The organism is Actinomadura sp. 3N407, assembly GCF_052245875.1.
Taxonomy (GTDB): domain Bacteria; phylum Actinomycetota; class Actinomycetes; order Streptosporangiales; family Streptosporangiaceae; genus Spirillospora.
Genome location: NZ_JBQQBP010000005.1, coordinates 19,566 through 31,806 on the forward strand (window position 1 = coordinate 19,566; position 12,241 = coordinate 31,806).

At 67.8% G+C, this 12,241-nt stretch carries 10 protein-coding genes; 6 read left to right on the forward strand and 4 right to left on the reverse strand.

The window, feature by feature from the left end:
• Nucleotides 1-4 precede the first annotated feature (4 nt).
• The 3 genes from ACTWPP_RS13545 to ACTWPP_RS13555 are packed head-to-tail and all read left to right on the forward strand — an operon-like array spanning nucleotide 5 to nucleotide 5,507.
• Nucleotides 5-1,117, forward strand: a complete 1,113-nt coding sequence (locus ACTWPP_RS13545) for a hypothetical protein (protein WP_443104583.1) — start codon at nucleotides 5-7, stop codon at nucleotides 1,115-1,117.
• On the forward strand, nucleotides 1,117-3,294 hold the full coding sequence (locus ACTWPP_RS13550; protein WP_443104584.1) for a hypothetical protein: 2,178 nt from the start codon (nucleotides 1,117-1,119) through the stop codon (nucleotides 3,292-3,294). The genes ACTWPP_RS13545 and ACTWPP_RS13550 overlap by 1 nt, the downstream gene beginning before the upstream one ends.
• Before the next feature lie 44 nt (nucleotides 3,295-3,338).
• Nucleotides 3,339-5,507: a hypothetical protein gene (locus ACTWPP_RS13555; protein ID WP_443104585.1), complete on the forward strand. Its 2,169-nt coding sequence runs from the start codon at nucleotides 3,339-3,341 to the stop codon at nucleotides 5,505-5,507.
• A 16-nt stretch (nucleotides 5,508-5,523) separates the two neighbouring features.
• Here the strand turns inward: ACTWPP_RS13555 and ACTWPP_RS13560 are convergent, their stop codons facing one another.
• Complete coding sequence (locus tag ACTWPP_RS13560) at nucleotides 5,524-5,793, reverse strand: hypothetical protein (RefSeq protein ID WP_443104586.1); 270 nt, start codon at nucleotides 5,791-5,793, stop codon at nucleotides 5,524-5,526.
• A gap of 295 nt (nucleotides 5,794-6,088) precedes the next feature.
• The gene (locus ACTWPP_RS13565) at nucleotides 6,089-6,382 is read right to left on the reverse strand and encodes a hypothetical protein (protein WP_443104587.1); all 294 of its coding nucleotides are present in this window, start codon (nucleotides 6,380-6,382) and stop codon (nucleotides 6,089-6,091) included.
• 433 nt (nucleotides 6,383-6,815) lie between these two features.
• On the opposite strand from ACTWPP_RS13565, the gene ACTWPP_RS13570 reads away from it, so the two are divergent.
• Together ACTWPP_RS13570 and ACTWPP_RS13575 are read left to right on the forward strand one after the other, a co-directional pair.
• A complete protein-coding gene (locus ACTWPP_RS13570) occupies nucleotides 6,816-8,564 on the forward strand; it encodes a hypothetical protein (protein ID WP_443104588.1) in 1,749 nt (582 codons plus the stop codon).
• Nucleotides 8,561-9,664, forward strand: a complete 1,104-nt coding sequence (locus tag ACTWPP_RS13575; protein ID WP_443104589.1) for a BsuBI/PstI family type II restriction endonuclease — start codon at nucleotides 8,561-8,563, stop codon at nucleotides 9,662-9,664. The genes ACTWPP_RS13570 and ACTWPP_RS13575 overlap by 4 nt, the downstream gene beginning before the upstream one ends.
• Nucleotides 9,665-9,727: 63 nt before the next feature.
• On the opposite strand, the gene ACTWPP_RS13580 is transcribed toward ACTWPP_RS13575, so the two are convergent.
• Entirely contained in the window at nucleotides 9,728-10,201 is a 474-nt protein-coding gene (locus tag ACTWPP_RS13580; RefSeq protein ID WP_443104590.1) for a hypothetical protein, read from the reverse strand.
• 9 nt (nucleotides 10,202-10,210) lie between these two features.
• Nucleotides 10,211-11,446, reverse strand: coding sequence for a helix-turn-helix domain-containing protein (locus ACTWPP_RS13585; protein WP_443104591.1), 1,236 nt, complete (start codon nucleotides 11,444-11,446; stop codon nucleotides 10,211-10,213).
• A 463-nt stretch (nucleotides 11,447-11,909) separates the two neighbouring features.
• Between ACTWPP_RS13585 and ACTWPP_RS13590 the strand changes: the two genes are divergently transcribed.
• Nucleotides 11,910-12,161, forward strand: coding sequence for a hypothetical protein (locus tag ACTWPP_RS13590; RefSeq protein WP_443104592.1), 252 nt, complete (start codon nucleotides 11,910-11,912; stop codon nucleotides 12,159-12,161).
• The last annotated feature ends 80 nt before the right edge of the window (nucleotides 12,162-12,241 follow it).

Sequence of the window (12,241 nt, forward strand, 5' to 3'; positions counted from 1 at the left end):
CCACATGACACCCGTCGCGTGGAGCGCGTTCGGAAGCCCCGGTGACGTCACCGTCGGCTCGGTCGCCGGAGTCTCGGACGGCCCGTACTCGGCCATGTTGCATGTCGTGGACGAGAACGGCGCGGTGTGGGGCTGCGAGGTGTGGGGGAACCCGTCTGACGGCTTCTTCAATCCCACCGGTTCCTGGACCTCCCATGGCCCGCCCGCCGCGGGCGTCAAGGCCGAGGTGAGCGTCGGAGTGCTCAGCATGGAGAGCAGCGAGCCGCGTCCGACGTGGGTGTTCATGGCCGGCAGCGACGGCCGGCTGTGGGCGAGGACAGCCGACGACGAGGGCGGACAGGCCAACTGGTCCTGGATCGACCACGGCGCCCCGACCGGCAGGCCGATCAGGGCCGGCGTCTCGCCTGTCGCGGTCAATGTCTTCGGCGGGCCACCCGCGGTGCACGTGCTGGCCGACGACGGGCGCCTCTGGATGCGTTCCGTGTCCGGGTCCGAAGGGCGCTGGGTCGATCGCGGTGTGCCGCCGGGCCGGCTGATCTTCGCGCTCGCGGGTGCGGCCGCCCTCCCGGGCGAGGCGGGACCGCTGCCGATCCCCGTCGCCGTCACCGGTGACGGGCATCTCTGGATCAGTGTCCCGGACGGCGGCTCGTTCGAGTGGAGCGACCTGGGCACGCCGGACCCTGCGGAGAAGATCGTCGCCGGGATCGGCGTCGCGGCCGAGGGGCCGGCCGAGGAGGCCACGGCGCTGCACATCGCGGCCGTCGGCGCGCCGAGCGGGCAGGTGTGGATCCATCGCTGGGAGCCGGGAATGCCACCGGTCTGGACGCCGTGCGGACGGCCGGCGGACAAGCGCATCCGCGCCGCCATCGGGACCATGCCCGATCCAGCGAACGAGGCGGGCTGCCTCGTAGCGGTCATCGGGCACGATCAGCAGGTCTGGGTGTCCTCGTCGGAGGGGCCGCGCTGGTCTCGCTGGGATCCTCCGTCCGCCTCGACCGCGATCGTCAGCGGAAGGGCCGTTCCGCTGGGCCGGCCGTGCGCGGTGGTCCTGGACGGCGAAGGGCGCGTCCACATCGTCACTCCGGCGACGGGGCCGGCGGACGACGGGATGTCCTGATGGCGGCCGTCAACTGGACGAGATATGGAAGCCCGGCCGAGGTCACCTGGGCGCGGGCGACCGGCGCCGCCGCGCTCATCGCCGTCGGCACCGCCGGCGGCCACCTTCATCTGTGCAGACGCAGCGGGCCTTCATGGCAGTGGGAGCGCCTCGGGGCACCGCCCGGCGCCGCGAAGGTGATCGACGCCGCCCTGCTCGCCGCCTCCGGCGGGCCGGACGCGCTCACACCGGCCGTGGTCGGCGACGACCTGCGGGTCTGGCTGCACCGCCCGGACGTCCCCTGGACCGGCCTGTCCGGCCCCTCCCCGGACGAGGGCCGTCCGCGCGTCCCGGACTGCGGCCACATCGTCGCGACCCATGACGCGGAATCCCGGCACGCGCTCGTGGTCAGCAGCGCCACCGGACGAGCCTGGATACGCCGCGGCATCGACCCGGACGCCGCCTGGCTCCCGACCGCCACGGACGCCGACTGGATCGCCGTCGAGTTCGCGACGGCGCCCGCGTCCGTCGCGGACGGGACGGAACCGCAGCAGCACGTCTTCTCCCTGACGGCGAGCCGGGCGCTGTTCAGCGTGCCCGTGCTGCGCGTCGCCGTGCGGGAGGGCTCGGGCTTGAACTGGTTCGAGCCGGACGGCCCGCCGTCCGTCGACCAACTCCGCGCGCTCTCGGCGACCGGCCTCCGCGATGGCGACGGCCGCTTCCGGGCGTGCGCCGCCGTCATCGCGACGAACGCCGACACCTTCGCGGACAACGCGATGGTGCTCATCGGCTCGGGCCGGGACTGGCGGTGGGCCGATCTCGGACGGCCGCCCGTCGAGGGGGCGCTCAGCACGGCCGTGGTCGCGGTCAAGGGCCCGGACCCGCGGACGGGGGACGAGCCCGTCATCATCGGCTGCGCCGACCGCAACATCTGGACGCGTACGCTGACCGGCGACTGGACGGACCTCGGACCCCCGCCGGAGGACACGGCGCTCGTCAGCCCGTCCTCGGCCTTCGAGGTATCCGCGGACGACGCCGCGCGACGCGTGTGGGCCACCGGCGTCTCCCTGGACTCGGAGCTGTGGACCTTCGAGTCCGACGACGCCGGCGTTCGATGGGAGCGGCACGGCCGTCCAAGCTCGGTGAACTCGGTCGTCGGGGCGTACTCGATCTCCCGCGACGTCCTCAGCGGCACGGCCATCGTGCAGGTCATCGACGAGGTCGGCGCGATGTGGAGCTGCGAGCTGAGAGGGAAACCGGCCGACACGCTCTTCTCGTCCGGCAACTGGACCTCCCACGGCACGCCCGCCGCCGATGTCACCGCCGCCGCGGGTATAGGGACGTTCACCCTGGGCGGCATGGACCCGCAGCCGGCGTGGTCGTTCGTGGTCGGGAGCGACGGGCACCTCTGGGCGCGGACGACCGCCGGCACCGGCTGGACCTGGGTCGACCACGGCACTCCTCCCGACACATCGGTCAAGGCGGGCGTGGGGCCGATCTCGGCGGAGCTGCCCGGCGGTCAGCCGACGGTGTACGTCCTCGCCGACGACGGGCGGCTCTGGATGCGCTCCGCCGGCGGCGACGCCCCGGCCTGGACCGACCTCGGCATGCCGCAGGGACAGCTGATCTTCGCGCTGGTCGGGGCGGCCTCCCCGCCGAGCCCGGCGGGTCTGCTGCCCGCCGTCGTCGTCGTCACCGGCGACGGGCACCTGTGGATCAACGACTCGGACGGCGGCACGTCCACCTGGATCGACCTCGGCACGCCCACCCCGGCCGAGAGGATCGTCGCCGGGATCGGCGTCGAGGTCATGGCCGACGTGGAACACGACTCGACCGCGCTGGACATCGCGGTCCTCGCCGGCTCCCCGAGCGGCCAGGTGTGGAGCAACCGATGGGTCCGGGGGAGACCCTCGCGCTGGACGGCGCACGGACGTCCGGCCGACGCCCGCGTCCGCGCCGCCATCGGGACCATGCCCGATCCCGCGAACGCGGCGGGCTGCCTCATCGCGGTCATCGGCAACGACAAGCAGATCTGGGTGGCCGCCTCGGCCGTGTCCGGAGGCTGGACCCGCTGGGACCCGGCGTCCGCCACCACGACCATCGCCGGCGGGAGAGGCATGGACCTGCTGGACATGTCGTGCGCGGTGGTCCTGGACGACGCACGGCGCCTCACCATCGCGAAACCGATGCAGGACTGATCGGAGGTTCGTCCGATGAAGACCTCTCCCGGCCGGACGCCCTGATGGCGGCCGCCGACTGGACCGGGCTCGGCGGCCCGGGCGACATCACCCGGGTGCGGGCCGCCGGAACCGCCGCGGCCATCGCCGCCGGCACCGCCGGCGGCCACCTCTACCTGCGCAGACGCGACGGCTCTGGATGGCGGTGGGAGCACGTCGGAACCCCGCCCGGCGCCATCGAGGTCCTGGACGCCACCCTCCTCGAACCAGACCCGACCACACCGGCCGTGGTCGGCGACGACCTGCGGGTCTGGCTGCACCGTCCCGAGGCGACGCCGACGCCGTGGACCGGCCTGGCCGGCCCCGGCCCGGACGCCGCCGGGGACAACTTCGCGGCCTGCGGCGACATCGTCGCGAGCCATGACGCGGAATTCCGTCACACGCTCGTGGTCAGCAGCGCCGGCGGACGGCCGTGGATGCGCCAGGGCATCGACCCCGACGCCATCTGGTGGCGGCTCGCGTCGGACCAGGACTGGATCGCCGTGCAACTGGCCACGGCCCTGGCGTCCGTCGCGCCCGCGACGGAACCGCAGCTGCACGTCTTCGCCGTGGTCAACGACCGGGAGACGTTCGCGCCCGCCCTCAAGATCGCCATGCTCGAAGATGCGGCCTGGACCTGGATCGATCCGGGCGGGCCGGCACCCGGCGGCCATGACCGCATCGCGCTGTCGGCGACGAGCTTGCGCGCCGGCGACGGCCGTCTCCAGGCATGCGCGATCGTGGGCACGGCCGCCACGACCCTCCCCATGGTCATCGGCTCGGGCCGGGACTGGCGATGGGGCGACCTCGGGCAGCCGCCCGTCCCGCGCGAGATCGGCGCGGCCGTGGTCGTGGACAAGGGCCCGGACCCGCGACCCGGGGACGAGCCCGTCGTCCTGGCCCGCGTCGGCCACAACATCTGGATGCGCTCGCTGACCGGCGACTGGACGGACCTGGGAACCACTCCGGGCGACGTTGCGGTCGTCAGCCCGTCCACGGCCGTCGAGCTAGCGTCAGACGCCGGCCGGCGTCGCGTGTGGGCCGCGGGCGCGTCCTGGGACGCCGACCTCTGGTCCTTCGAGTCCGACGAGACGGGCGTCCGATGGGAGAAGCACGGGCGTCCAGGCGCACTGGTCGCGGTCGTCGGTGCCTACACCGATGTCCCCGATCCGGACGTCTCAGACCGTCCGGTCACGGTCTTCGCCGTCGACGAGAACGGCGAGGTATGGGACTGCCGCGTATGGGCGAACCTGGACGAGGGCTTCATCGACTCCTCAAGTTCCTGGATCTACCACGGTCCGCCTGTGCCGGGCGTCACCGCCATAGCGCCGGTCGGCGTGGTTCCACCAACCGGCACCGACCCAGAGCCGGACCGCATGTTCGTGGTGGGCAGCGACGGCCACCTCTGGGCGAGATCAGCGGGTGATCCCGGCTGGACCTGGAAGGACCATGGCACTCCTCCCGGCAGGACGGTCAAGGCGGCCACGGCGCCGATCATCACCGACATGGACCACGGTTCGACGGTGTACGTCCTGGCCGACGACGGCCGCCTCTGGCTGCACGCTGGTTCCGCCGAATTCGGGCGCTGGAAGGATCTCGACACACCGCCCGGCCGGCAGATCTTCGCGCTCGCGGGCGCGGGCACGCCCCTGCACGCGGAGGGCCGGCTGCCGGTGGCCGCCGTCATCACCGACGACGGCCGCCTGTGGGTGCACATGACCGACGTCGACGCGTCCGAGTGGAGCGACCTGGGCGTCCCGGACCCGGCCGAGAAGATCGTCGCCGCGATAGGCGTCGAGCCCGTGCGGGACCCGCCCGACGCGCTCGCGCTCGACATCGTGGTCGTCGGTTCCCCGAGCGGCCAGGTATGGAGCTGCCGCTGGACGAGATGGGAACCGACACGCTGGACGGCGCACGGCCGCCCGTCCGACGCCCGCATCCGCGCCGCCGTAGGAACGATGCCGAACCCGGCCGATCCGCAAGGCTTCCTGGCCTCGGTGATCGGAAACGACCGCCAGATCTGGGTAACCGCCTCCACACCACCGGGCGGGGCCTGGACCCGCTGGGACCCAAGACAGCCCACGACCACAATCGCAGCCGGAAAGACCGCACTACCCCTGGACGTCCTACCGTGCGCAGCGGCCTTGGACGACGAACACCGGTTGCACCTCGTCACACCAGAACGCGGCTCATGAAGTGGTGGGCGAATGATCAGGTCTGGCCGGTGATGCACGACGAGGCGGTCCGGTTGCACTCGGCATACCCGATGATCTTGTGGGCCCTGTCGCGGACGTAGATCGTGACGGTCGAAATGCCGTTGCCGTCCAGCGTGCGCGCTCCCACCGGCTCGGTGTACGAGCACATGCACGTCGACGGCCAGTCGAAAGAGTCGACGACGGTGCGCCTGTTGTCCGGGTCCACCTCGCGTGTGACGTACCCCTTGGCGGCCAGCCGGCTGGCGACGGCTCCCGAGCTCACCATGGCTGACACCACCACACATGGTGCGGCGTTGCACGCGCCGTTCTGGCACGCCAATTGCGGCCCGTCTGCTGACGGCGTCCACAATCACGGCGGAAGGAGGTGATCAAACCGCGAAAAGATCTACCCTCTCGGGGGATTCCAGGCTCCGAGAGGCGCTCCGGGATGCTCGGAACTGCCCGGCCATGTACAAACTGTGTGTCCGAGGACGGATCAAGCCAGTTCTCCCAACCCACCTACCCCCTACGCGCCGCCCTGCCGTTCCCGGCGGTGCCGTAACGCGGCAGGACGTAGCACGTCACATCTCCACGTTGAAGTCCACCTTGGTCCCTTCGGAGATGGCCGTTGCGATTGTCGTGAGCTGTGGGTCCTTCAGATCACCGTCAGCGACCCGCTTCCACTCGCGCTTCAGGACGGGCTTGATCTCGTTGACCGGACGACCCCGCAGCTGCCGGGTCAGTCGCTCGACGAGCCGCTCGAACTCACGGGACATCTCCTTGAGCTTGCCCTCCACCAGGCGGTTCAACGCTCGTTCATCGAACTCGAACTTTGCTCCCATCTGCTCCCCCTCAACCTCTGTGGACTGAGCCACCGCCGAGCCTAGACACGGGCACTGACAGTCTTCGCGGCCGTAGGTGCTGCACGTCTGGCCAGTCTTCGTGGATCGACAGGGGCCGGCTCTTGCTCCTGTCTGAGCTGGGCGGGTGGGGAAGGCCTCGCGCCGTCCGGGAGCCTCTGTGATGAAGGCCCCCAGATCTGAAGGTCGGCCTGGGGGCCTTCAACCGTGATGCACGCCGCTGCGCAGGCACGCTGCACTGGCATGACGGATCTAACGCTAGAGCATGCGACGGGGCAGTATCGCCTGTCTGAGACGTCTGACACGCCAGGTTGTTCGCTGAAACAGGCGGTCGGTTGAGCAAGCAGGGGCTTGATCGCATCGATACGATTGATGCGCCCGGTGACGTACCAGCGGACCGACGGCGGCTCGGGGGGTGTTCCGCCGTGATGTGGGAAAAGGGGGGAAAGTGACTGTGGTGGAGGCGGTGCCGCAAGCCCGGCCGAATCGCTCGCAGCGCGCTGTACTGTCGGCGACAGCGGCCGAGGGGGTGTCGGAAGATGCCTTGGCCGTACTGGCAGCTGTGCCGGGTTGGTGGCGGAACCGCTGTGTCGACGCAGGCATCCCCCTTGATGAGGTACGGAGTCTGGAAGAAGCCTTGGCGGCCCCTGCTCCGTTCCCAGCAGAAGCATATGAACAGATCAGAACTCGGGATGATCTCAATGACGTTTCTCCCGAAGAATTGGCAGACGCGTATGTAACTGCTCTGGACGGCAAGGTCCGCACCTCAGACGGTCGTCATTACACTCCGGCTCCCCTTGCGCAAGCGCTCTATGATCAGGCTGTTGCCGTTTTGAAGCGGCCACCAGAGGGTCTGGTATGGGATCCTGCTTGTGGGGCGGGGATGCTGCTCTTGCCTGCCCTGCGTGACTGGCTGAGGCGCCATACCGACTGCGGCCCGGGTGAGGTAATTGAGAAAAGCCGAACAGTTGTCGGCGGCCGAGACCTGGACGTGGCCGCAGTGTGGCTGGGAAATGTACTGCTGGCAGCTGAGTTGCTGCCGATGTGGGCGAAAATTGACGCCACCGCCAGGACGGCACTTCCGACTCTGCTGAGCGTCGGTGATGGTCTGCAAGCCCCGCCGACCTCTCCGCAACTTGCACTACTAAATCCACCATACGGGCGAGTGCGGCTAGACGAGCGCGATCGAGAGCGTTGGTCTCATGTCCTTTTTGGCCACGCCAACCGGTACGGCCTTTTCATGGGTGCGATGGCGGAGTATCTAGCACCCGACGGGGCCATGTCGGCGCTTGTGCCCGCTGGTTGGCTAGGTGGCTCCTACTTCCAGCGCCTCCGTAGCTTCCTTGCTTCCTCTGCGCCGCTAAAGCGACTCACCTATGTTGGCGGCCGGTCGGGAGTCTTTTCAACCGGGGTCCTGCAAGAGACTGTGCTGGCGACCTTTAAATCAGGTGCCTCGCATGGTGCCGTGGTATGTGGACGTGTAACACTCAACGGCAAAACTGTCAGCACTGCGATCGGGCGTGGACACCTTCGTCGTCCGGTCGATGGGCCGTGGCTTCTACCCAGGACTGAAGAAGATGTCAGCCTCATCAGTGCTGCACAAGGCATGAAGTACCGCCTAGCTGACTACGGCTGGTCGGTATCGACTGGGCCACTTGTATGGAACCGGCACAAGTCCCAACTGTCAGACCACCCGGCGGGCAACGCGGTTAAGATCATTTGGGCCGCGGATCTGGATGGCGGAGTACTCCACCAGGACCCCTCACGAGACGAGTTGCGCTACCTGACCTTGCGGGAGCGCGACGAACGCGTCTTGGTGCTTGACCGGCCAGCAGTACTGGTGCAGAGGACAACTGCTCCGGAGCAGCCTCGCCGGCTACTGGCGACTGCCTTGGATAGCCGGTCCCTCGCTTCGTGGGGCGGCCGTGTATCGGTCGAGAACCATGTCAATGTTCTCACCGCAGATCCGCAGCTTGCGCTGGCTCCGGCGAAGCTCTCGCCCCGGCTTCTTACTGCCCTGCTGTCTTCGGAAGCAGCCGACCGGTTGTACCGGTGTCTGACTGGCTCCGTAGCAGTCTCTGCCTACGAGCTGTCGGCCCTGCCGCTGCCTCCGCCCAAGACGATCGCTCTCCTTGGTGAAGTCGCTGACGAACTACTTCAAAAAGAGATCGCCTGCGTATATGGTCTGGTTCTGTGACCGAGACGAACGCTGAGCGGCCGGAGCTTCCCGCGCTCCTTGATTCCCGAGACGCGTACCAGGAGCGCTTGAATAAGATCCTCCCGAAATCAATCACGGGAGTGACCTATACTGCGAACCCAGCAGCAGCGGCCATCGCCTTCGCTGCCATGTATGTCGGGTCCATCGGAAACGAAAACCCGATCCGTCCGTCTCTGGTGACGTGGATGAGTGACACGATCGCCGCCCACCGTGAGGATCACATTCGCTTCGCTTACTATGAGGCGGCTGTCAGCAAGGACGGCGAGAAGGCTGTTCGCCAAATGTGCGACATTTGGGGAGTCGATCGAGGCGCGCTTTGGTACGCCGACAACAGCCGAGAGCCGGTCCGCGATGAATCTCTGAAAGCGCTTCGAAACAACGGTGCTGTACTGACGGCGACGGAGATTCCTACTAATTCCTCAAAGCCTCGCTATACGCTAGAGCCGGGCTTTGCCGGCCTATTGCTTCCAGGCTTGTCCGAAGAAGAGCTTGACGAGCAAATTCGTGCTTGGCAGAGCACGCATTTGACGCCGACCGGTCGGCGTCGAGCTGCAATCCAAAATGATCCATCACGGAGTGCTGGAAGTGTTACTGTGCACCTCCCTGATGGCGGCAGCCGCACATTGCACGCCGGTCCCAGTAGTGTCATTTTGAAGGCTCTTCTTGAGCATTTTGCTACCAAGCTTGACCAGCCGAGTCTCCTCTTTGTGTCCCAACCTGGAGAGAAGATAAATCTGTTGGACGGTCAGGGGTTGGCCTCTATGGGGTTGGAAGTAGACCAGACACGTCTACTTCCGGACTGTCTGCTCGCAGACCTCGCCACTGACCGCGATACCTTCTGGTTTATTGAAGTCGTGGCTTCTGATGGACCTATCACTGAGGAGCGTAAGCATGACTTGCTTCAGTGGGCGATATCGCAGGGTCTTCAAGAGGATCGGTGTAGATTTTTGACGGCATTTGGCTCTCGGACTGCCTCTGAAGCCAAAAGGGCGTTGCCGCAGCTTGCCCGAGGTTCCTATGCTTGGTTTTCTGATGAACCAGATGCTCTCCTGGCCTGGGATGATCTAAACCTGATGTAGATCAACTGCAGAGAAAGTCGTCCGCGTCTCGACCGTGTTATCACGAGCCCTGAACTGTCAAGGTCAGTTTCGTTTAGCCCCGGTGGGCCAAATGACGCGGACGGGTTTGTTGAGGTCGTGAGCGGCTTGGACTACGTCGGCAGTGCCGCCGTAGCCGCGTGCGGGTTGGCCGTCCCAGACGGCCCAGAGTTCGTCGGCGAGGGTCAGCATGTGTTGGCTGGCGGCCATGTGGGCTTCGCTGGTGGACTCGGTATAGGGCATGCGGTGCACCTGCGTGGCTTGGGCGATGAACTTGCGGTACTCGGCGTGGTGCTCTCCGGGTAGGCCGGCGAGGTAGTGCTCTGCGGGGACGATGACCTCGATCTGGCCGCCGTGGGCGAGGACGGCTCGGGCGAACAGGGTGTCGGCGCCGTCGGCGAGGCAGGTCAGGCCGGTGATGACGTCGGTGATGGGGGAGAGGGCTTCGTCGAGCGCTTCGGCGACCAGGGTTTCGGTGGCGGGTGGTAGGGAGCGGTGGCCGGAGATGGCGATGCGCAACGGGTTCTCCTAGAGCAGGGTTGTTCTGAGGCGATCGTCGAAGCGGGCGACGGTGGGCGTGGTCGTGGGGGCGTTGCTGTAGCGGAACTGGCGGGCTTGTCTGATGATGCGTTCGGAGCCGTAGGTGATGCCGGTGTTGAGGGCGTCGAGGGCCAGGGTGAACGCCTCGTCGGTTTGGCCGCGTTGGCAGGCTGCGGTCGCTACTTCCAGGGTGGTCAGTGCGGCTTGCTTGGGTGCCGGTTGGGCGGTCGGGAGCGATTCGCCAAACGCGCGGGCTGCTTCGGAGGGTTGGCCGAGGCGGACGGCGATGGAGGCGCGGATGCGGGCGAGCTTGGTCAGGTCGAAGGGGTAGACCCAGGGCCAGGGCGGTGGGCCGTCAGTACGGGCGATGGCGTGTTCCGCGGTTCTGATCGCTTGGGTGGCGGCGTGCTCGTCGGGGTGTGGGGTGGAGGCGTGCGCGAGTGCTTCGAGGGAGGCGAGCCAGGCGGTGGGTGTGCTTCCCGCTCCGGGCGGCAGTGTCTTGCGGGCTTTGTCGATCATGGCGAGGCCGAGTAGCGGGTCGCCGGCGGCGTCGATCTCGAAGGCGGCGAGGCTTCCGGTCATGTAGACGGCGAGCACGTCGTTCTTGGCGAGCTTGGCCGCGGTGATCGCTTGGCGGTAGTAGGTGCGGGCGCTGCCGAGGTCGAGCATGTCCATCGACAGCCACGCCGCGAAACCGGCGGCTTCGCTGACTGCGGCCGCGACGGCGGCGGCGTGCGGTCCTGCGGTGCGGTGTGCTCGGACAGCCAGCTCCAGGTGCGAGCGGACGCCGTCGATCAGGTCGCGGGAACAGAACGAGGCGTCAAGACGCCGCTGTGAGCCGGTGATGGCCGTCAGATCGGCGGCCGTGTTCTCGCCGGTGGCGAGCGCGGTACGGGGTGAGGGCAAGAGGGCCAGGGTGGCGAGCTTGCCGAATTGCCTGCGATTCGTGGGATCTTCCTCGTCTGTCTGGTGATCGCCGAATCGGAGTAGTTCTGCGGGGATGCCGAGTCGGCGGATGATGATGCGGACCTGTGCGAGCGTGAGCGAGGTCTCCCCGCGCAGCACTTTCGATGCCCAGCTCTGTGTGTAGCCGACCGCCTCACCGAGGTCGGTCTGGCTCCAGCCCCTGGCCTTTCGGATCTCCTCCATCAAGGCCGGCACATCGCAGGTGGCGAGGGCCTGACTCACGGCCGGAGTCGACCAGAAACCCAGAGGCTCGTCCATGAAATCTAGGCTACGCACGGCCTCTGAACGGCGGAGAGTCTTGTTCGGAATGGCCCGCGCCTTGTTTCTAGTCGGGGGAGTGGTAGCGCCTTCCACGAATGTCAGCCGGACATGACGATCAGGTAGCCGACCGAACGCGCTGCGTTGTCGGCCTCGACTCACTGACCGCCACCCCGGAGGAGCTGTTCCCCATGAAAGAAGAAGAACGGGGCGCAAGGGTGCCAGGGGTGCATTCCGGACTCTCGACACCCGCTCAGGGCGGCGGTCCACCCGTTCTGTTGGCTGCTTCGATGCAGCGTGCCGCCGAAGGGCTGCGCGAACGATTCCCCTGGGTGCAGTGCTGGTGGGGGCCGTATACGCGGCGTTGGTGGGCGTACGTGCCGGGCCTCGGGCTCGGAAGGCTGGTCGAGGCGGGCGGCCCGGATCAACTGGCTGAGGAGATCCTGCGGGCGGTGGGCCGGCCATGGCGGTGAAGCCCGGTGAGTGTGTGCCGTTCGAGGTCTGCGGGGCGCTGGTCGAGGAAGCGATCCGTGACGCGCTGACGGGGCGGTTCTTCAAGGGCACGGTCGAGGAGACGTTGGCGGTGGCCCGCGGCAAGGTCGAGCAGCTTCGCGCCGACCTGGCCGAGGCGGAGGACGGAGCAGGGAGTCTTTACACCTGCCCGAGTGCTCGTACCGACCGCCCTCCTTGCGGTGACCGAAGGAAGGGCGGGTGAGGTCTGGTTGGACGGGCGCGGCGGCGTATCGAAGACGGGCCGGGCTCGGAGATGTTCGACACCTCGGACGGGCGGGAGGC

What these genes read in the sequence shown, in the direction of transcription:
- ACTWPP_RS13545 (WP_443104583.1), top strand. Translation starts at nt 5, where the DNA reads ATGACACCCGTCGCGTGGAGCGCGTTCGGAAGCCCCGGTGACGTCACC.
- ACTWPP_RS13550 (WP_443104584.1), top strand. Translation starts at nt 1,117, where the DNA reads ATGGCGGCCGTCAACTGGACGAGATATGGAAGCCCGGCCGAGGTCACC.
- ACTWPP_RS13555 (WP_443104585.1), top strand. Translation starts at nt 3,339, where the DNA reads ATGGCGGCCGCCGACTGGACCGGGCTCGGCGGCCCGGGCGACATCACC.
- ACTWPP_RS13560 (WP_443104586.1), bottom strand. Translation starts at nt 5,793, where the DNA reads ATGGTGAGCTCGGGAGCCGTCGCCAGCCGGCTGGCCGCCAAGGGGTAC.
- ACTWPP_RS13585 (WP_443104591.1), bottom strand. Translation starts at nt 11,446, where the DNA reads ATGGACGAGCCTCTGGGTTTCTGGTCGACTCCGGCCGTGAGTCAGGCC.
- ACTWPP_RS13590 (WP_443104592.1), top strand. Translation starts at nt 11,910, where the DNA reads ATGGCGGTGAAGCCCGGTGAGTGTGTGCCGTTCGAGGTCTGCGGGGCG.